Annotated in this window: 13 protein-coding genes and 2 tRNA genes; 13 read left to right on the plus strand and 2 right to left on the minus strand. The window is 56.1% G+C overall.

What is annotated here, in order from left to right; genetic code table 11:
* The first annotated feature begins 172 nt into the window (after positions 1-172).
* The 11 genes from V9K67_RS13015 to V9K67_RS13065 all read left to right on the plus strand — a co-directional run bounded on the left by V9K67_RS13015 (position 173) and on the right by V9K67_RS13065 (position 17,631).
* Entirely contained in the window at positions 173-3,337 is a 3,165-nt protein-coding gene (locus V9K67_RS13015; RefSeq protein WP_336723113.1) for a SusC/RagA family TonB-linked outer membrane protein, read from the plus strand.
* A 10-nt stretch (positions 3,338-3,347) separates the two neighbouring features.
* Entirely contained in the window at positions 3,348-4,913 is a 1,566-nt protein-coding gene (locus tag V9K67_RS13020) for a SusD/RagB family nutrient-binding outer membrane lipoprotein (protein WP_336723115.1), read from the plus strand.
* Between the two features lie 127 nt (positions 4,914-5,040).
* The gene (locus tag V9K67_RS13025; protein ID WP_336723116.1) at positions 5,041-6,345 is read left to right on the plus strand and encodes an MFS transporter; all 1,305 of its coding nucleotides are present in this window, start codon (positions 5,041-5,043) and stop codon (positions 6,343-6,345) included.
* 26 nt (positions 6,346-6,371) lie between these two features.
* Complete coding sequence (locus V9K67_RS13030) at positions 6,372-7,208, plus strand: fumarylacetoacetate hydrolase family protein (protein WP_336723118.1); 837 nt, start codon at positions 6,372-6,374, stop codon at positions 7,206-7,208.
* Between the two features lies 1 nt (position 7,209).
* The gene (locus tag V9K67_RS13035; RefSeq protein ID WP_336723120.1) at positions 7,210-8,790 is read left to right on the plus strand and encodes an aldehyde dehydrogenase (NADP(+)); all 1,581 of its coding nucleotides are present in this window, start codon (positions 7,210-7,212) and stop codon (positions 8,788-8,790) included.
* Between the two features lie 26 nt (positions 8,791-8,816).
* Positions 8,817-10,535: an IlvD/Edd family dehydratase gene (locus tag V9K67_RS13040; protein ID WP_336723123.1), complete on the plus strand. Its 1,719-nt coding sequence runs from the start codon at positions 8,817-8,819 to the stop codon at positions 10,533-10,535.
* A 232-nt stretch (positions 10,536-10,767) separates the two neighbouring features.
* Positions 10,768-11,949: an alpha/beta hydrolase-fold protein gene (locus V9K67_RS13045; protein ID WP_336723126.1), complete on the plus strand. Its 1,182-nt coding sequence runs from the start codon at positions 10,768-10,770 to the stop codon at positions 11,947-11,949.
* Positions 11,950-11,960: 11 nt separating this feature from the next.
* Positions 11,961-12,863: an alpha/beta hydrolase gene (locus tag V9K67_RS13050; protein WP_336723129.1), complete on the plus strand. Its 903-nt coding sequence runs from the start codon at positions 11,961-11,963 to the stop codon at positions 12,861-12,863.
* A 32-nt stretch (positions 12,864-12,895) separates the two neighbouring features.
* Positions 12,896-15,523, plus strand: a complete 2,628-nt coding sequence (xyl3A, locus tag V9K67_RS13055; protein ID WP_336723132.1) for a xylan 1,4-beta-xylosidase — start codon at positions 12,896-12,898, stop codon at positions 15,521-15,523.
* 154 nt (positions 15,524-15,677) lie between these two features.
* Positions 15,678-16,634, plus strand: coding sequence for a glycoside hydrolase family 43 protein (locus V9K67_RS13060; RefSeq protein ID WP_336723134.1), 957 nt, complete (start codon positions 15,678-15,680; stop codon positions 16,632-16,634).
* A 46-nt stretch (positions 16,635-16,680) separates the two neighbouring features.
* A complete protein-coding gene (locus V9K67_RS13065; protein WP_336723135.1) occupies positions 16,681-17,631 on the plus strand; it encodes an alpha/beta hydrolase in 951 nt (316 codons plus the stop codon).
* Positions 17,632-17,699: 68 nt separating this feature from the next.
* Here V9K67_RS13065 and V9K67_RS13070 read toward each other — a convergent pair.
* Both V9K67_RS13070 and V9K67_RS13075 read right to left on the minus strand, forming a co-directional pair.
* Positions 17,700-17,777: transfer RNA gene (locus tag V9K67_RS13070), tRNA-OTHER, on the minus strand.
* Between the two features lie 53 nt (positions 17,778-17,830).
* Positions 17,831-17,904: transfer RNA gene (locus V9K67_RS13075), tRNA-Asp, on the minus strand.
* 81 nt (positions 17,905-17,985) lie between these two features.
* On the opposite strand from V9K67_RS13075, the gene V9K67_RS13080 reads away from it, so the two are divergent.
* Complete coding sequence (locus V9K67_RS13080; RefSeq protein WP_336723137.1) at positions 17,986-18,876, plus strand: glutamate--tRNA ligase family protein; 891 nt, start codon at positions 17,986-17,988, stop codon at positions 18,874-18,876.
* Positions 18,877-18,969: 93 nt separating this feature from the next.
* Positions 18,970-20,115 carry a glycoside hydrolase family 88/105 protein gene (locus V9K67_RS13085; RefSeq protein ID WP_336723139.1) on the plus strand — a complete coding sequence of 382 codons (1,146 nt, stop codon included), beginning with the start codon at positions 18,970-18,972 and terminating at the stop codon, positions 20,113-20,115.
* The last annotated feature ends 55 nt before the right edge of the window (positions 20,116-20,170 follow it).

Here is a 20,170-nt window from a genome sequence, read left to right on the forward strand (position 1 = left end):
TTCCCGGCTTTCCTGCAGCGATATTACTAAGAAAAGATTACCAGCTTGTACAAAATCCTTCGCCGCATTTTTTTGGAAGTTTTTCCTCTCAATGTTCAGATACTTTGTACTGCCGGCAAAAGGAAATGCACTTTTCCGAACCGGCGATTCACGAACAAAAAGCCTTGCACATATGAAGAAACTCTACCGGGCCCCTGCTGCCCTAAACCACCTGTTTTTATTATGTTCCCTGTTACTCTTCTCGGCTGCCGCTTTTTCCCAAACCATTTCCGGCACCGTTACCGATGGCGCAAAAAAGCCGATCGGCAGCGTATCGGTGCAGGTAAAAGGCACCTCCCTTGCTACGGTGACCAATGAGGCCGGGAAGTTCAGCATCAAGGCCTCGGAAAGCGATGTGCTGGTTTTCTCCAATGTGGGTTATGCCACCCAGGAGGTGGCGCTGAAGGGACGCCAGTCGGTAACCGTGGCCCTGGTAAACGAAACCAGGAACCTGGAAAACGTGGTGGTCACCGCTTTGGGCATGAAGCGGGAATCCAGGAAACTGGCCTATTCGGCGGAAACCGTAAAAATGAACGAGGTCCAGCAAAGCCGCACGACCAACTTTACCAGTGCGCTGGAAGGTAAAATCGCCGGCCTGGATATTTCGCCCCCTTCCGCCGGCGCGGGTGCGAGTAATAAGATCCGCCTGCGGGGACAGGTGGCCTTTGCAGGGGCCAACAATTCGCCCCTGATCGTGATCAACGGCCTTCCCATGGACCTGGGCGCCAGGGGTACCAATGCCGACGGCCCCAACCGCGACCTGGGCGATAACCTGCAGATGATCAACCCCGATGACATCGAAAGCATGACGGTACTGAAAGGGGCTACGGCCGCCGCTCTTTATGGTTCCCGGGCCGCGAACGGGGCGATTATCATCACCACCAAAAACGGCAGTAAAAATTCCGGCTTGGGCATTGATTTCACTTCCAGCTATGCGTCGGACGAGGTGCTGGACCTGACCGATTTCCAGTACGAATACGGGCAGGGGGTCAACGGGGTGCGGCCCGCCAACCAGGGCGCTGCCGTCAATTCCGGGCAATTTGGCTGGGGGGAACGCTACGACGGCAAGCCTACCGTGCAGTTTGACGGGGAATCCCGGCCCTACGAGCCCCACCGCAACCGCCTGAAGCAATTTTTCCGGACAGGAAGCTCCTTTACCAATACGATCGCCCTTTCCAGCGGTAATGCTAAGGGAAGCTTCCGGGCTTCGTATACCAACCAGGACGTGAAGGGAATCACGCCCAACAACGATTACCATAAGAAGATCTTTAACCTGGGTGTCAACCAAAACATAGGCGAAAAATTAACCGCCCAGGTTAATATCAATTACGCCAATGAAAAGAACGTCAACCCGCCGCAGGTGGGCGTCCAGGGCATTGGTGCGATGAACTTTATTATCCGGACGTCACCCACCGTACCCCTGAACGTCTTTGAACAAAAAGCGGTGAATGCCGCCGGCATCGAAACCCAAACGACCGGGTTTGCGCAAACCCTGATCAACCCTTATTGGGTGATGCCCCGGCAATTCTTTACCAACCGCAGGGACCGCCTGCTGGGTACGGCTACGTTGCGCTACCAGTTCTTTGACTGGCTGTACCTCCAGGGCCGGGTAAACATGGACAACCTGGTGGACTTTACCGAACAAAACAGCCCCACCGGCACCGGCAGCCCCGCCAACGGCGCTTATTATACGGACAAGAAAACCACCTATAACGGCACCTATACGGTAAGCGAAGGCAATCAGCGGCAAATGAATTACGACTTCCTGCTGGGCGGCAACCATAAGGTGGGGGATTTTTCGGTGGATGCCAGCTTCGGCGGGAACGTATTTACCGAACACGGCCGCACCTTCAGCCAGGATGCCACCGCCTTTGTGGTAAGGGACCTGTATACCATTGAAAACGGTACGGTCCGCAACCAGAGCTATGGCATCGGCAGAAGACAGATCAACTCTTTGTATGGCGTTGCGGAACTGGGTTATAAGAACCTCGCCTTTATCAACCTGAGTGGCCGCAACGACTGGTTTTCCGTTTTAAACCCCAAAAGCAACAGTTATTTCTATCCTTCCGTAGGCGGCAGCTTTGTGTTTACCGAATTGCTCAAAGACCGGTCGTGGCTGAATTTCGGAAAGCTGCGGTTTTCCTATGCCGACGTGGGCAGTGAAAACGGGATCGGCATCTTCAGCGGCATGCTGACGTACGGCTTTTTGCAGCAGCCTTTCAACGGCTATACCCTGGCCACCATCAACAACACCAATAACCCCAATCCCAATATCCGGCCCTTTGGCGTACGGGAAAAGGAAGTAGGGATCCAGTTAAAAATGTTTAACGGCAAGGTGAACCTTGACGTGGCGGCTTATGATAAACAGACCAGGGACCAGATCGTCACCATCACCAATTCCATTGCCTCGGGCTATAACGGCACGACCATTAACTTCGGCTCCCTGCAAAACCGCGGCCTGGAATTCCTGCTGGACCTGACGCCCGTTAAAACGACTCACTTTAGTTGGAACAGCGCCTTCAATACCGCCTATAATACCACCAAGGTGCTGGCCCTGACCCCGGGCACCACCCGCACCACCGTTGCCGACTGGTCGGGCGGCAATGAGTTTATCGGCTCGCTGGTGTACGAGGTAGGCAAGCCCTTGAACCAGATCTCTTCGAGGACCTATTTACGGGATGACCAGGGCAACATCCTGGTAGGCGCGGATGGCCGCCTGCGGGCCACCACCACCAATGTGCTGCACGGAAGCGCCCTGCCCAAATACACCGGCGGGTGGAATAATACCTTCCGTTATAAAACAATAAGCCTTCATGTGCAGGTCGACTACAAGGCGGGCGGCAAGCTGCTGTCTTCCACTGCCCTGAACGCTTTACGGCAGGGCCATTCCAGGGCCTCCCTGGTCGGCCGCCGCGAAGGGGAGAGCGGCGTCGTATTCCCGGGCGTCTACCAAAGCGGGCCGGAAGCCGGCAAACCCAATACCACCGCGGTTTTTGGCCAGGCATTCTATGCCGACTACCGCAACCTGCAAATAGCGGATCCTTTTATTTTCAAATCCGACTTTATCAAGCTGCGGAATATAACCCTGACGCACGACTTCTCGAACCTCGTAGGCACCAAATACATTAAGGGGCTGGTGCTGTCCGCTTACTGCCGCAATGTGCTGATCCTTAAAAAGCACACGCCGGATATTGACCCGGAAGCGGTACAATCGAGCGGCGATTTCCGGGTGGGCTACGAAGCGGCTTCTCTGCCTACCACCCGTACGTACGGCCTTAACCTCAATGTAAAACTTTAAACTGTGGTTTATGAAACGCATGAATCGTCTTACCCTGCTCTCCTTTGTCCTGCTGTCGCTGGCAGGTTGTGACAAGGATTTTGAACAAATAAACACCAACCCCGCCGCCGTCATCAACGTGGACCCCGGCTACTTATTTTCGAATGCGCAACGGCTGACCGAACCCGGAAGCTGGGAGGGGGAATCCACCATTGCCCAGCAATTTGTCAATGCCTATAACCTGGGCACCACCGCCGGCTTCCAGTTTAACTTAAATGCCGATATCCATAACCGCAACCGGTTTAACAACACCTATTCAGGGCCCATCAAACACCTCGAGCACATCATCAGCCTGGTAAAGGACGACGCGTCCCGGAGCAACCTGTACCAGCAGGCCCGGATCTGGAGGGCCTGCAACTACATGACCCTCGTGGACGCTTATGGCGATGTGCCGTATTCGGAAGCCGGCAAAGCTTACCTGGCGGGCGTCTACTACCCGAAATACGATAAGGACGAAGAGATTTATGCCGACCTGTACAAAGAGCTCAAAGAAGCCACCGCCGCCCTGGACGCGGCAAAGGACGGGAACAAGTTCGACCTGTTTTACAACGGGAACGTGGACGCGTGGAAAAGGCTGGGCTATTCGCTGTTGCTGCGATTGGGAATGCGGTATTCCAAGTCCGACCCGAACAAGGCGCGCTCCATCGCCCAGGAAGCATTCAGGGGAGGCGTCATGCAATCCAACAGCGATGATGCGGTGGTGAAGTACCTGACCCCGGCCAACCAGCCGGTAGCAGGTTTTGAGAACCCGCTGAATACGCCCATCCGCAACAACAACCCGTATTACTACTACCTGACCGAGCCCCTGGTGAACCTGTTGAAATCCACCTCCGATCCCCGGTTAAAATACATTTCCGCCAAATACGGGGACCAGACGATCGCTCCGTCCAATGCCAGCCCGGATACCACAACGGCCAACCAATACGGTTTTCCCATCGGGTACAGCGATGCCACCCTGTCTTCGTATCCGGGATACCGGCCGCCGGTGGGTAAGGGGCAAAACTATTCCCAGGTCAATTTCAACGTGGTGGGCAATGCAACGGCGCCGGTATTTTACATTACCCATGCGCAAACCCAGTTGCTGTTGGCAGAAGCCGCTTTCAGGGGCTGGCTTACGGGGCTGGCAGGCGCCAGAACCGCACAGGAATATTACGAAGCGGGGGTGCGTGCTTCCATGGACCAATATGCCTTGTACCCGAATGTGCAAAGTCCCGCCATCCCTTCCGGCCTGCAAAACGGCTATCTTGCCCATCCTGCCGTCGCGTATAACCAGGCGGATGCCCTCCGGCAGATCAATACCCAGTACTGGATTGCCTCCCTGGGCAATGGGCTGGAGGCCTGGGCCAATTTCCGCAGAAGCGGGTTCCCGGCCCTTGCTCCCAACAATTTCAACAGCAACCTGCAGGGCGGATTTGTCCGGCGCATGGCCTACCCGGTATCGGAATCGGCGGTGAATACGGAGCACTATAAAACGGCCGTAGCCAGCATGGGAGGAAAGGACGACCTGGTGACCCGGGTGTTCTGGGATACGCCCTGATTCTTTGCGGGCCCGTTGTGGCCGTACCGAAATTTGGAATAAATTGCTGTAGGAATAAATCATCATTTTTCACCTCACCAAACATAAAGACCTCCTGTTTTTACATGGGGTCTTTTCTGATGCCTTTATGGAAAAAACGATTGCCCCTGCCCGCTGGTACCGCCTGGTGCCGGTTGTTTTCATCACCTATAGCCTGGCCTACCTGGACCGGGCCAATTTCGGATTTGCCGCTGCAGGCAAAATGGGGGAGGACCTGAACATCACCCCGGCCCTGGCTTCTTTACTGGCGTCCCTGTTTTTCCTGGGCTATTTCTTTTTCCAGATCCCCGGGGCGTACTATGCCTCCCGGAGCAGTGCCCGAACGCTGATCTTCTGGTCCCTGATCCTGTGGGGGTTATGCGCCACGGCTACCGGCCTTATCAGCAATGTAACGGTATTGCTGTTCATCCGCTTCCTGCTCGGCGTGGTGGAAAGCGCCGTATTTCCGGCCATGCTTATCTTATTGAGCCGGTGGTTTACGAAATCGGAACGTTCCCGGGCGAATACGTTCCTGATCCTGGGCAACCCCGCCACCATGCTCTGGATGTCCATCGTATCGGGGTATTTGATCGATGCGGTGGGCTGGAGGGGCATGTTCATCTGGGAAGGGATCCCTGCCGTGATCTGGGCAGCCTTCTGGTGGCGGCTGGTGGAGGACCGGCCGGGACAGGCAAAATGGCTGAAGCCGCACGAGCAGCAGGGCCTGGAAACGCAATTGCAGCTCGAGCAGAAAGGTATCCGGCCCGTTAAAAACTATGCCGCCGCATTCCGGACCAAAGCGGTTCTTTTACTGTGCCTGCAGTATGGGCTCTGGAGCATCGGCGTATACGGCTTTGTCATGTGGCTTCCTTCCATTATAAAGGCAGCGCCGGATATGAATATCGTAACCACGGGCTGGCTGGCTTCCGTCCCCTATGTTTTTGCCATAGCGGGTATGATCATCGCCTCTTATTTCTCCGATAAGCTCTTAAACAGGAAAGCGTTTGTGTGGCCCCTGCTTTTGATTGCCGCCCTTGCTTTCTATGGTTCCTACCTGGTGGGAACCGGTAATTTCTGGTTATCGTTTGTGTTGCTCGTTATTGCAGGCACCACCATGTACGCGCCTTACGGGCCCTTCTTTGCTATCATCCCGGAACTATTGCCCGCGAACGTGGTGGGGGGCGCCCTGGCCCTGATCAACAGCTTCGGCGCCCTGGGGTCCTTTTCCGGCTCCTATGTGGTCGGTTATCTCAATGGAACCACCGGCGGGTTCGGCGCCTCCTATTTATTCATGGCCGGCTCCGTTTTGTTATCGGCTTTTATTACCATGATCGCGGTAAAGGAAAAAAACCGGAGCAAACGCCCGAAAGCACCGGAACGGGCCGGGGTCGCTGCTGCGGAAAAACATGCATAGCTTTTTAAACTCTATAAAACACGCATATGAAACTGTATAAAACGAAAAAGGGAATCGTCGTGGAAAAACTGGACCATTATTACCTGATCCAGGACAAGAGCTGGGATGCTTATGTAAATGACGACCAGCTGCATGCCAAGCTGGAAAAGGCTATTGGGGAGTTGGAGGCGGACCCGGAAGCAAAAAAATTAACGCAAACCGAGATACAGGCGCCCCTGCAAAGCCAGGAAATATGGGCCTGCGGCGTTACGTATTACCGGAGCAAAGTGGGCCGGCAGGAAGAATCCAAAAACACCGGCGGCAGCGAGTTTTATGCCCGCGTATATGAAGCCGAGCGCCCCGAGATCTTTTTCAAATCCACCCCTCACCGTGCCGTAGGACCCGGCGGAAAAGTAAACATCCGGAAAGATTCCACCTGGGATGTGCCGGAGCCGGAATTGACCCTTGCGGTAACTTCTTCGGGAAAGATCATCGGCTACACGGTAGGCAATGACATGAGTTCCCGAAGCATTGAAGGCGAAAACCCGCTCTACCTTCCCCAGGCGAAAACCTATGACGGCAGTGCGGCCATCGGTCCCTGCATTTACGTAACCGAGGAGCCCCTTCCTTCCGACACCCAAATCCAGATGCAGATACTCCGGCAGGGCCACCTCGTGTTCGAGGGCGCGATCGCCATCAACCAGATCAAGCGCCGGTTCGAGGAACTGGTATCCTACCTTTACCGGGAAACCTCGTTTCCGCACGGCTGCCTGGTGATGACCGGCACGGGCATCGTTCCTTCTTCTGATTTCACGTTGCAACAGGAAGATGAGATCCGCATTACCATCCAAAATATAGGCACGCTGGTTAATACCGTTAAATAATATGGAACTGACTGGAAAAAATATCATCGGCAGCACGCTTTCCAACGAAAGCCATGCCCCGTTCTTTGGAGAAGACCCGGCCACCGGCAACCGGATCGAACCCGCCTTCTATGAAGCCTCGGAAAGGGAAATCAACGAAGCTATTCAAAAGGCCGACGAGGCCTTCCCGCTCTACCGGAACAAAACCGGCAAGGAAAGGGCCGCGTTCCTGGAGGCCATAGCGGAGGAACTCCTGGCATTGGACCACCAGCTCATCCTCCGGGCGATGGAAGAAAGCGGCTTGCCCGAAGCCCGGTTAACCGGGGAGCGGGGAAGAACGGCAGGACAGTTGCGGCTTTTTGCCCAATTGCTCCGGGAAGGCTCCTGGGTAGATGCCCGGATCGACCGGGCCGACCCGGAGCGCAGGCCCCTTCCCAAACCGGATATCCGCAGCATGCAGAAAGCCCTGGGCCCTGTGGGGGTATTCGGCGCCTCCAATTTTCCGCTGGCTTTTTCCGTGGCCGGCGGCGATACGGTGGCGGCCCTGGCTGCCGGCTGCCCGGTGGTCTTTAAAGCCCATCCCGCCCACCCGGGAACCTGCGAGCTGGCAGGCCGGGCCATCCAAAGCGCCGCTATCCGGACCCATATGCCGGAAGGGACCTTTTCGATGGTCCAGGGAAAAAGTACGGCTGTCGGACTGGCGATCGTACGGCACCCCCTCATTAAAGCGATTGGCTTTACCGGTTCGTTCGCGGGGGGGCGGGCCCTGTTGGACGAAGCGAATAAACGACCCGAACCGATTCCCGTTTACGCGGAGATGGGGAGCTCCAACCCTGTGTTTATCCTCCCCCGCATCTTAAAGGAAAAAGGAGAAAAGATCGCCCGGGACCTCTCGGCTTCCGTAACCCTGGGCGTCGGGCAATTCTGTACCAATCCCGGCCTGGTCTTTACCGAGCAATCCGGGCAGGAACAGGCATTCCGGGAACGTTTGTCCCGGCACGTAACCGAGCTTTCCGCCGGCGTCATGCTCTCCTCCGGCATCCGGAACAATTACCACAGGGGGCTGGAAAAGGTCAGCGCTCTAGAAGGGGTGACGGTGCTGGCGAAAGGCAAACAGGAAGGAGCAGGATACAGGGGAACCCCCAGCCTGCTTCATGCCACCGCCGCCGCCTTCCTGCAACAACACGAACTGGAAGAAGAGGTATTCGGACCTTCCACCCTTGTGCTTACAGCCGGCAATAAGGATGAATTACTGCAGGCGGCCAGGCGGTTGCGGGGACATCTGACCGCTACGATCCATGGTACGGAAGAAGACCTGGCGGAGTACGCTCAACTGGTGTCCATCCTGGAACAAAAGGTGGGCAGGGTATTGATCAACGGGTATCCCACCGGCGTGGAGGTTTGTGCCGCCATGGTGCATGGGGGGCCTTACCCGGCCACCACCGACGGCCGGTCCTCCTCGGTAGGCACCCTGGCCATCCACCGCTTTACCCGCCCGGTCTGCTACCAGGATTTCCCGCAAAGCCTGTTGCCGGAAGAATTGAAGGAGGAGAATCCTTTAGGCATCTGGCGGCTGGTAAACGGGGAACGAAAAAACAACTAATTTTCTACTATACAGTTGCACTCATTATGGATGAAAAGAAATTAAGAAGCTATGACTGGTTTGGCAAGTCCGATAAAATGGGTTTCGTGCACCGGTCGTGGCTGCGCAACCAGGGGTACCCGGACGATTATTTCAGGGGCAGGCCCGTCATCGGCATCTGCAATACCTGGTCGGAACTGACCCCCTGCAACGGGCACCTGCGCGACTTTGCGGAGATTGTAAAAAGAGGGGTGGTGGAAGCCGGCGGGTTTCCTTTGGAATTCCCGGTAACCTCCCTCGGGGAAACGATCATGCGGCCCACCACCATGCTTTTCCGGAACCTCGCCAGCATGGACGTGGAAGAGTCTATCCGCGCCAACCCGCTGGATGGGGTGGTGCTGCTTACGGGTTGTGATAAAACTACGCCGGCTACGGTGATGGGGGCCTGCAGCGTGGACCTGCCCACCATCGTGGTTCCCGGCGGGCCCATGCTGAACGGGCGGTTCCGGGGCGAATGCGTGGGCTCCGGCTCGTTCAACTGGGCGATCAAGGAGAAACAAAAAGTAGGGAATTATTCCGAGGCCGATATACTGGAAATGGAGATCGGGGTGGCCCGGAGCCAGGGCCACTGCATGACCATGGGCACTGCCTCTACGATGGCCTGCATGGTGGAAGCCCTGGGCTTAACCTTGCCGGGAGCGGCCGCTATCCCTGCCGTTGATTCCCGTAAAAAAGTACTGGCGCAGCTCACCGGCAGAAGGATCGTGGAAATGGTGAAGGAAGACCTGACCATTTCCAGGATCCTGACGCGCCGGGCGTTTGAAAATGCGATCGTCGTCAATGCGGCGGTGGGCGGTTCCACCAACTTTATCATTCACCTGCTGGCCATCGCCGGCAGGATGGGCGTGGAGCTGAACCTGGAGGATTTTGACAAAATAGGCAGCAAGGTCCCCTTGCTGGTGAACCTCAAGCCGGCGGGCAAATATTTGATGGAAGACTTTTATTACGCCGGCGGATTGCCGGTGGTGCTGAAGGAATTAAAAAATTACCTGCACAACGATGCCCTTACCGTGAATGGAAAAAAGATCGGTGAGAACAATGCCGTCAACACCTGCTATAACCTCGATGTGATCACCTCCGTGGACAAACCGTTTCAACAAGAGGCCGGCATTGCGGTGCTGAAGGGAAACCTCTGTGAAGACGGCGCCATCATAAAGCCTTCGGCGGCTTCGGCAAAGCTGATGAAGCACCGGGGGCCGGCGGTGGTTTTCGAAAGCATGGAAGACTATCACCAGCGAATAGATGATCCGGACCTGGATATAGATGAAAACTCGGTCATTGTATTGAAGGGCGTGGGGCCAAAGGGATACCCGGGCATGCCGGAGGTGGGCAATGTGGACCTGCCGGAAAAACTGCTGAAGAAAGGCGTCCAGGATATGGTGCGTATCTCGGACGGCAGGATGAGCGGAACGGCCGCCGGGACGGTGGTGCTGCATGTATCGCCCGAATCGTCCGTTGGCGGCACCCTGGCACTGGTGCAGGATGGCGATATGATTGAGCTGGACGTGGAAGGCAGGAGGCTGCACCTGGATATCAGCGCGGAAGAACTAGCCCGGCGCAAGGCGGTCTGGGTGGCTCCCGAGCCGCTGGCAAGCAGGGGGTATGTAAAATTGTATATTGACCATGTTCAGCAGGCCCACCTGGGTGCGGATATGGATATTTTGCGCGGTTGCTCCGGGTCGGAGGTGGCGCGGGACCTGCATTGACGGGCAGGCGACCTGCACTTTATTCGCTCTTTAGGAAGCCGGCGTCCTAAACGCTTCAGCGCCCCCTGTGGAAACGGGGGGCTTTTTTTACGGGCGTTGGCTGGTCTTTCCAGATACCCGCACAGGAAAACCATTGTTCCATAGATTTTAACCAATGTGCCCTTCCCGGTTTCCCCTTCCGAATACTTTTACGCTTGTCCGAACTTTTTATCCGCCAAACTAAATCAGAAAAATGATGAAACAGCTATTGCCTGCCCTTGCCGCTGCCTGCCTGTGGGGACAGCTCGCGCAGGCCCAAAACGCCGCAACAGCAGATGCCGCCCCTGAAGGGCAGCCGGCATCCACCAATATCCCGGGAATACAGTACCCCCGCCTATTGCCCGGCAACCGGGTAATGTTCCGTGTAAAAGCCCCGGACGCACAGAAAGTGCAAATCGACCTGATGAAAAAATACGACATGGTGCGGGACACCGGCGGGTATTGGGTGACGACCACCGACCCCGTGGTGGAAGGCTTTCATTATTATTCCCTGCTGATCGACGGCGTTGCCGTGGTGGACCCCGCCGGCAAAACCTATTACGGCATGGGCAGGATGGCCAGCGGGATCGATATCCCGGACAAGGACGGCGATTTTTATTCCATCAAAAATGTTCCCCACGGCCAGGTACGGATGGTGAATTATTATTCGGATATCACCAAAGCGTGGAGAAGGGCTTTTATCTATACGCCTCCCGGCTACGATGAGAACCTGAAGAAAAAATACCCGGTGCTGTACCTGCAACACGGTTCGGGGGAAGATGAAACCGGCTGGTACAACCAGGGAAAGATGGACCTGATCCTGGATAACCTCATCGCCGAAGGAAAAGCGGCGCCCATGCTGGTGGTGATGGACCGGGGATATGCCACCGACCCCACGCGGGCGGCAACGGCCGGCGCCGGCGCGGCTCCCCGAAGCTTGGCCGGGAATGTGTTCCCCGAAGTGCTGGTCAAAGAAATCATTCCCATGGTGGACAAGAACTTCCGGACCCTCGCCGACCGGCAACATCGCGCCATGGCAGGCCTTTCCATGGGCGGCTTCCAGACCTTCCAGACGACCATGACCAACCTGGATAAATTCGCCTACATCGGCGGGTTCAGCGGCGCGGCTTTCTTGCAGCCGGGAAGCGACATCACACAGCTCTACAACGGCGCCTGGGCGGCCCCCGACGCCTTTAACAAAAAAGTGAAACTGGTTTACCTCAGTATCGGCACCACCGAGCCCGAACGCATGTATAGCGGCGTGAAAAACTTCCACGAAGCTTTGGAAAAAGCCGGGATCCGGCATGTGTATTATGAATCCCCGGGCACGGCACACGAGTGGCAAACCTGGCGCAGGTCGCTGCGGCAATTTGCCGGCCTGATTTTCCATGACTAAATCCTCAAAGAATGAAAGCAGTACGTATTTTCTCCCTGTTGTTGTTTTTATTGCCTTTGGCGGGGGGCGCACAGGAGATCCTGAACCTTTACCCGGGCAGCATCCCCAATTCCAAGGTGACCACAGCCAGGGAGGAGGGGAGCCTGCCCCCTTCGGGGATGTACACCCGTGTCACCACCCCCACACTGGAGGTGTACCTGCCCCCAAAGGAAAAGTCCTCGGGGGCGGCGGTCATCATCTGCCCGGGCGGCGGCTATAAGGTGATCGTTTACCAGGGCGAAGGCATTGCTACGGCAAAAGAATTCGCCCGCAACGGCGTGGCCGCTTTCGTGCTGAAATACCGCCTTCCCGATGATGCAACGATGGTGGATAAAGCGATCGGCCCCCTGCAGGACGTACAGCAGGCCATCAAGCTGGTACGGGAAAATGCGGCCCGGTGGGGCGTGCAGGCGGATAAAATAGGCATCATGGGCTTTTCTGCCGGCGGCCACCTGGCGGCAACCGCTGCCACCCGGTTCGAAAAAGCCCTGGTGGACAACAGCCGCAACACCCCGCTGCGGCCCGACTTCCAGATCCTGGTATACCCCGTCATCAGCATGCAGGACAGCCTGACGCATGCCGATTCCCGCCGCAACCTGCTGGGCCGCCAACCGTCCCGGGAAACGGTGGACCTGTTCTCCAACGAATTGCAGGTGACCGCCCGCACGCCGCCCGCTTACCTCACCCATGCGGCCGATGACAAACTGGTGGATGTTGATAACGCCATTGCTTATTTTGAAAAGCTGCGGCACCAGGGTGTTGACGTGGAAATGCATGTTTACCCCAAGGGCGGCCATGGCTTTGTTTTCCGGCACCCGGGCTGGATGGAGCCTTTATTCCTATGGATGAAGCAAAATAAATGGCTGAATAACTGATGTAAAAAAGGGCCAACAATAAATTGAAAATAATGTACCATAAGTCGGGTTTAAAGCTTTTTTGTTTCCAGTTGGGCATCCTGTTTTCCCTGTCCGGCTTTGGCCAGGAACTGCCCTTTCAAAACCCTCAACTGAGCTCCGGGGAACGGGCCAAAGACCTGGTCTCCCGGTTGACCCTGGCGGAAAAAGCATCGCTGATGTTCGACCAGTCCCCTGCCATACCGCGCCTGGGCATCAAAAAGTTCAACTGGTGGAGCGAAGCCTTGCATGGATTGGCGAATAATGAAAACGTAACCGTCTTCCCCGAGCCTATAGGGATGGCCGCTTCGTTTGACGATGAACTGGTGTATAAGATCTTTAACGCCACTTCCGACGAAGTCCGCGCCCGGTATCATGAGGCCATCCGGAGCGGGAAAGAGAACCGGCGCTTTCTCAGCCTTTCTGTCTGGACGCCTAACGTAAACATCTTCAGGGATCCGCGCTGGGGCCGTGGCCAGGAAACCTATGGCGAGGACCCGTACCTGACCTCCCGCATGGGGGTGTCGGTGGTGAACGGATTGCAGGGCCCGAAAGATGCCCGGTACAAAAAGCTTTTGGCCTGCGCCAAACATTACGCGGTTCATTCGGGGCCGGAATGGAGCAGGCATACCCTTAATCTCAATAATGTGCGCAACCGCGACCTGTGGGAAACGTACCTGCCGGCATTTAAGGCACTGGTAAAAGAGGCGGACGTGCGCCAGGTGATGTGTGCTTACCAGCGGCTGGACGACGAACCCTGTTGCGGCAACAACCGCCTGCTGCAAACCATCCTCCGCGATGAATGGGGATTCAAGCATATCGTTGTTTCCGACTGCGGCGCCATCACTGATTTTTATACCAGCCATAAAACCTCCTCCGACGCCGTCCATGCGGCGGCAAAAGGGGTGCAGGCGGGCACCGATGTGGAATGTGTCTGGGAAGGCTATGCCTACAAGGATATACCGGAAGCCATTTCCAGGGGTTTGATCACCGAAACGGAGGTGGATAAGCATTTGATGCGTGTATTAATGGGAAGGTTTGACCTGGGCGATATGGATGACGACAAGATTGTTCCCTTTGCTCATATCCCTGTGTCGGTAATCAATAACGACGAGCACAGAAAGCTCGCTTTGGATATGGCGCTCCGGTCCATGACACTGCTGCAAAATAAGGCGAACGTGCTGCCGTTAAGCCCCTCAGGGAAGAAAATAGCCGTGATCGGCCCCAATGCCGATAATGAGCCCATGCTGTGGGGCAACTATAATGGCAAGCCCGTCCGGACGATCAGCATCCTGGAGGGGATCACCTCCAAACTGCCGGGCAACCGGGTGTTGTATGATAAGGCCTGCGACCTGGTAGAGAATAAAATCACGCAAAGCTATTTTCCCCGGGCTTCGTTTAACGGGAAAAAGGGGTTTCAAGCCACTTACTGGAATAACCGGGACAGCAAAGGGGAAAGCGTCCTTACCGAACAAATAGCCAACCCGATCAAACTCACCACCGCCGGCCAGCATGAATTTGCCTCCGGTGTTCCGCTGGAAAACTTTTCGGCCGTTTACGAAACGGAGTTTACCGCAAACGAAACAGAAGAAATCGTTTTTAAGTGCGGGGCCACCGGTTCCTTCCAGTTGCTGGTAAACGGAACAGTGGTCCGGAGTTTCAATAACTGGCGCACGCTGCCTACCCGGATCCCGTACCCGGTGGAAAGCGGTAAAAAATATAAGATCGAAATAAGGTTTGCCCAGTTGAATAACTGGCAGGCCAATATCGAGTTTGATTTCGGCAAAGAGGTGGATATCGATTTCAGCGGGCTGGTGGATAAGCTCAAAGGGGTGGACGTGGTGGTATTTGCGGGCGGTCTTTCCACCTTGCTGGAAGGGGAGGAAATGCCGGTGACGTTCCCCGGCTTTAAAGACGGCGACCGTACGGATATCCAGCTTCCCGAAGTGCAGCGGAATTGCCTGAAAGCATTAAAAGCTGCCGGGAAAAAGGTGGTTTTCGTGAACTGCTCGGGTTCCGCCATTGGCCTGGTGCCGGAAACGGAAAGCTGCGATGCGATCCTGCAGGCCTGGTACGGGGGCGAATCCGGCGGACAGGCCGTTGCGGAAGTGTTGTTTGGCGATTATAATCCTTCCGGCAAGCTGCCCATTACCTTTTACAAAGACACCACACAGCTGGCCGGCTTTGAAGACTATTCCATGAAGGGAAGAACCTACCGCTACCTCGAATCCGCCCCGCTTTTCCCGTTTGGATATGGATTGAGCTATACCGGTTTCCGCATCGGCGCAGCCCACATCAATAAAAGCAGTATCAAAAAAGAGGAAGAGGCCGTGCTGACCGTTCCCGTTGCCAATACGGGGAAACGCGATGGAACCGAAATCGTGCAGGTGTATATCAAAAAAGTGGGCGATGCAAACGGCCCGGTAAGAACCTTAAGAGCTTTTCAACGAATCCAGGTTGCTGCCGGCAAAAGTGCCCGCGCTGAAATTCAGCTGCCTTATTCCTCTTTTGAATTCTATGATGAACAGTCGTTGAAAATGACCGTAACCCCGGGCGAATATGAACTTTGGTATGGCAACAGTTCGGCCACTAAAGATTTAAAGATGATCCGGGTTACCCTCCAGGCCGGCACAGGCCGATAGCATTTGTTCCATAAATTTCAACAAATGAACCCCTCCCTTGCGGGTGCCTGCAATAGCTTTACGGGCACCCGGCAGGGCCGTAGAAAGACTGCAGTCCTTCCGCCAAAAATAGATGACCGCCAAAAACGAAAAGAACAGTCAATTTAATTGAGCAATGAAAAGAATACTTCTGACCATCGCAACCGCCCTCTGTGCCCAGGTACACCTGCAGGCGCAGAACCCGGTTATCCAGCACATTTTCACGGCCGATCCTTCCCCGATCGTTTACCAGGATACGGTGTTTCTGTACACGGGGCATGACACCGCTTCGGTAACCGCCACCAATTATAAAATGCCCGACTGGCACGTGTTTTCCTCTACCGATATGGTGAACTGGAAAGACCACGGCGCCCTGCTTTCGCCCAACACCTTTGCCTGGGCCACGGGCGATGCTTATGCCGCGCAATGCATTTACCGCAACGGGAAGTTTTACTGGTTCGTTTCCACCTTTCATAAAAAAGACAGCGTCAGCGGCGGCGGGGCCGCCATCGGCGTGGCGGTTTCGGACCGGCCGACCGGCCCTTTTACAGATGCTATAGGAAAAGCGCTGGTCACCAATGAAATGACCACCGATATGAAGCATGGCTGGGACGATATCGACCCCACCGTGTTTGTGGATGATGACGGGCAGGCTTATTTATTCTGGGGCAACGGCAGTTGCAAATGGGTGAAGCTGAAAGAAAACATGATCGAGCTGGATGGCCCCATCACCGCTTTCAAACCCCTGAATTATATTGAAGGCCCCTGGGTATACAAACGGAAGGGGTTGTATTACCTGGTTTATGCCAGCAAAGGCGACAAGGCGGAAAGGATCGAGTATTGTACCGCAACGAACCCGGCAGGCCCCTGGACGTACCGGGGTATTCTCCAGGACAACGTACCCAACAGCTTTACCACGCACCCGGGTATTGTGGATTATAAAGGGAAGTCCTATTTCTTTTACCACAACGGGGCCTTGGCTTCCGGCGGCAGTTACCGGCGCTCCATCTGCGTCGATTACCTATACTACAACCCCGATGGCACCATCAAAAAAATAGTGCAAACCACTACTGGCGTTTCCCCGGTCAAATAGCGCAACAAAACACGTATTCAGAATTTAGATTATCAACCACATCCTCATGACGTATACATTTAAAAGCCTGACGAAAACTTCCATTTTAGGCGCCTTACTTTTTTTCGCCGCATCCGCAAGGGCGCAGGACGGCACCATCTACCCGCTCCAAGCCCCTGCCGAGCCGAATGCCATTCTACTCGGCACCGGCGGTGTCGCTAACCAGCCGGCCAAGGAGACCTGGTTTCGCCAGTGGGGTGACCCTATGGCGCGGAACATCTCCACGGCCACCCTCACCCCCTTTCTCCCGAAACCGGGCAAGGCCAATGGCACGGCGGTGATCGTGGCGCCGGGCGGCGGATTCCGGTGGCTTTCGCTGGGCAACGAGGGCTGGGACGTCGCAAAGGCACTGGCCGAGAAGGGAATTGCCGCCTTTGTGCTCAAGTACCGGCTGCACCCGACCCCGGAATCGCTCGACGACTTTAAGGCCTGGATGAATAACCCCCGCCCGGCACCGGCCGCCTCTTCCGACAATTCGAAAACGGCAACGACGCCCGGTGCTTCACAGATGGACCTGTCGAACCAGTTAGAGGATGCCGAGGCCGCCTACGCTATGATCCGCAAGCGCGCCAAAGAGTGGGGGGTGGATACAGGCAGAATAGGCATGATCGGCTTCTCGGCCGGCGCCGGTTTGACCATGCATGCAACCCTCCACTCAAAGACCATGAAACTGGCCTTCATCGGCCCGGTTTATGGCGGAATGGGCCCGGTGGAGGTGCCGAAGAATGCTCCTCCCATGTTCAGTGTAATTGCCACCGACGATTTTCTTTTCCGCGGTCAGTTCGGTGTCATTGATTCCTGGTACAAAGCGGGCATACCTGTCGAGTTTCACCTCTATCAGAACGGCGGCCACGGTTTTGGCCTTGGAAATCCCGACCGGACGAGTAACCGCTGGTTCGATGCTTTTATGTACTGGCTGGAGGTGAACCGCTTTCTCAAGGCCCGGTCCGGAAAGTGATCCTACCGTTGATCCCGCACCAGAGTAATAAAACAAGAAACCCCGCTAAAAGCGGGGTTATTTTCTTGCGGACCGGACGGGACTCGAACCCGTCTCGCCCTAGGCGAGATGACAGGGCGGCATTCTAACCGACTGAACTACCGGTCTGAACAAGACAGCTATAAAACAAAAAAGCCCCAGATTACTCTAGGGCTTCTTGCGGACCGGACGGGACTCGAACCCGCGACCTCCGCCGTGACAGGGCGGCATTCTAACCGACTGAACTACCGATCCGGAGGGGGTGCAAATATAAAGCGTTCCTTCAAACTTTTATCAAAAACTTTGCACGGCCGAAAAAAAAGTTTCGGGGAAATAATGGAAGTTTACGTCCGCATGAACCCGTTGCACCCCTTCCGCAAAACAAGGATCGCTCCCACACCCAGTGGCTACCTGCACCCGGGCAATGCCCTCTCGTTCCTGACCACCGCCCAACTGGCCCAAAAAACAGGCGCCCGGGTGCTGCTGCGCATCGACGACATGGACGCCCAGCGGGCCCGCCCCGAATACGTGCAGGATATCTTTGACACGCTCCGGTTCCTCCAGATCGGCTGGGACGAAGGCCCGCGCAACCCCGAAGAATGCACCGCCCGCTTTGCCCAACGGCACCGCCTGGCGCTCTACCACGACGCCCTCCAGCAGCTGCGCGCCGGCGGACACGTCTTTGCCTGTACCTGCTCCCGCTCCGAGATCCTGCGCGCCCGCCCCGACGGCTCCTATCCCGGCACCTGCCGCCATAAGGGCATCCCGCTGGATACCCCGGGTGCCAGCTGGCGCCTGCACACGGCGCCGGAACAAACGCTGCGGGTAAAGCACCCCGATGGCTCGGTGACCACCGACCGCCTGCCCGATAGCATGCACGCCTTCGTGGTGCGGAAAAAAGACGGCATGCCCGCCTACCAGCTGACCTCGGTAGTGGACGACCTGCATTTCGACGTGGACCTCATTGTCCGCGGCGCCGACCTGTGGCCGTCCACGCTGGCCCAGCTCACCCTGGCCTCCCTGCTGGGGCAAACCCGCTTCCTGGAGGCTTCGTTCTACCACCACCCCCTGCTGACCGATGCCGACGGGAATAAATTGTCCAAGTCCGCCGGTGCCCAGTCGATCCGGCACCTGCGGGAAAACGGCCGGCAGTTCTCCGACCTGCAGGCATTTCTTACGCAAAGCCAGGCGGGAGAAAATCCCGTAATAACGAAAATGACCCCCTAAATAACAAAATACCACCCTAAGCACCCCGTTTTCCCGGGTTAATTTGCCGGCAGGTAAGCTGCGAAAAGCTTCCCGCAATTATCCTCTTACAAAATGAAAATTCGTTGTTTAAGCGCTGTTGCAGCGGTGGCCGTTTTTTTGGCCGCCTGCTCCGGCCAGAAGAAAATGAGCCGGACGGCCATGGGAACCTCCAAAGCAGCAACGCTGGAGATCATTAACCGGGTAAACGGGTACTGGCAGGGCACACAGCCGCCCGCCGAAAGGGCCTTCTGGGACGTGGCCGCCTACCATACCGGCAACATGGAAACTTACTTCCTCACCAAAAACGAAAACTTTCGAAAGTATTCCGAGCGCTGGGCCGAACACAACCAGTGGAAGGGCGCCAAGTCGGACAATAAGGCCGAATGGAAACACACCTATGGCGAAAAGGACGACTACGTGCTGTTCGGCGACTGGCAGATCTGCTTCCAGACCTACGTGGACCTGTACCGCCTGGACAAGGACCCCAAAAAGATCGCCCGGGCCCGCGAGGTGATGGAATACGAAATGAGCACGCCCCGCAAGGATTACTGGTGGTGGGCCGACGGCCTGTATATGGTGATGCCGGTAATGACGAAGCTCTATAAGGTGACTGGCAACCCGCTCTACCTCGAAAAGCTCCACGAATACCTCAATTATGCCAACAGCATCATGTACGACAGCACCGAAAAGCTGTACTACCGCGATGCGAAATATGTCTTTACAAAACACCAGAGCGCCAACGGCAAAAAGGATTTCTGGGCCCGGGGCGACGGCTGGGTGTTTGCCGGCCTGGCCAAGGTGCTGCAGGACCTTCCCCATAACGATGCCCACCGGCAGGAATACATCGAAAAATACAAGGGCATGGCCGAAGCCATCAAAAAAGCGCAGCGCCCGGAAGGCTACTGGACCCGCAGCATGCTGGACCCCGAACATGCCCCCGGACCCGAAACCAGCGGTACCGCCTTCTTTACCTACGGCTTCCTCTGGGGCATCAACAACGGCTACCTGGATGCCCACGCCTATGGGCCGGTAGTGCAAAAGAGCTGGGACTACCTGACCAAGGTGGCCCTGCAGCCCGACGGCAGGATCGGCTACGTGCAGCCCATAGGAGAGCGGGCCATCCCCGGCCAGGTGGTGGACAAAAATTCGACGGCCAACTTCGGCGTGGGCGCCTTTTTGCTGGCCTCCTGCGAAATGTACCGCTACCTGGATCAATAAGCTTTCCCTCCTGACGGAGGACGAAAAATTTGCCGGGACCACCGGTAACAAGGCC

This window comes from Huijunlia imazamoxiresistens (genome assembly GCF_037132455.1).
GTDB classification, from domain to species: Bacteria; Bacteroidota; Bacteroidia; order Chitinophagales; family Chitinophagaceae; genus Flavisolibacter; species Flavisolibacter imazamoxiresistens.

Bases quoted from the DNA above. Each gene is read 5' to 3' on its own strand.
- V9K67_RS13015 (WP_336723113.1), top strand. From the start codon at position 173: ATGAAGAAACTCTACCGGGCCCCTGCTGCCCTAAACCACCTGTTTTTA.
- V9K67_RS13020 (WP_336723115.1), top strand. From the start codon at position 3,348: ATGAAACGCATGAATCGTCTTACCCTGCTCTCCTTTGTCCTGCTGTCG.
- V9K67_RS13025 (WP_336723116.1), top strand. From the start codon at position 5,041: ATGGAAAAAACGATTGCCCCTGCCCGCTGGTACCGCCTGGTGCCGGTT.
- V9K67_RS13030 (WP_336723118.1), top strand. From the start codon at position 6,372: ATGAAACTGTATAAAACGAAAAAGGGAATCGTCGTGGAAAAACTGGAC.
- V9K67_RS13035 (WP_336723120.1), top strand. From the start codon at position 7,210: ATGGAACTGACTGGAAAAAATATCATCGGCAGCACGCTTTCCAACGAA.
- V9K67_RS13040 (WP_336723123.1), top strand. From the start codon at position 8,817: ATGGATGAAAAGAAATTAAGAAGCTATGACTGGTTTGGCAAGTCCGAT.
- V9K67_RS13045 (WP_336723126.1), top strand. From the start codon at position 10,768: ATGATGAAACAGCTATTGCCTGCCCTTGCCGCTGCCTGCCTGTGGGGA.
- V9K67_RS13050 (WP_336723129.1), top strand. From the start codon at position 11,961: ATGAAAGCAGTACGTATTTTCTCCCTGTTGTTGTTTTTATTGCCTTTG.
- xyl3A (WP_336723132.1), top strand. From the start codon at position 12,896: ATGTACCATAAGTCGGGTTTAAAGCTTTTTTGTTTCCAGTTGGGCATC.
- V9K67_RS13060 (WP_336723134.1), top strand. From the start codon at position 15,678: ATGAAAAGAATACTTCTGACCATCGCAACCGCCCTCTGTGCCCAGGTA.
- V9K67_RS13065 (WP_336723135.1), top strand. From the start codon at position 16,681: ATGACGTATACATTTAAAAGCCTGACGAAAACTTCCATTTTAGGCGCC.
- V9K67_RS13080 (WP_336723137.1), top strand. From the start codon at position 17,986: ATGGAAGTTTACGTCCGCATGAACCCGTTGCACCCCTTCCGCAAAACA.
- V9K67_RS13085 (WP_336723139.1), top strand. From the start codon at position 18,970: ATGAAAATTCGTTGTTTAAGCGCTGTTGCAGCGGTGGCCGTTTTTTTG.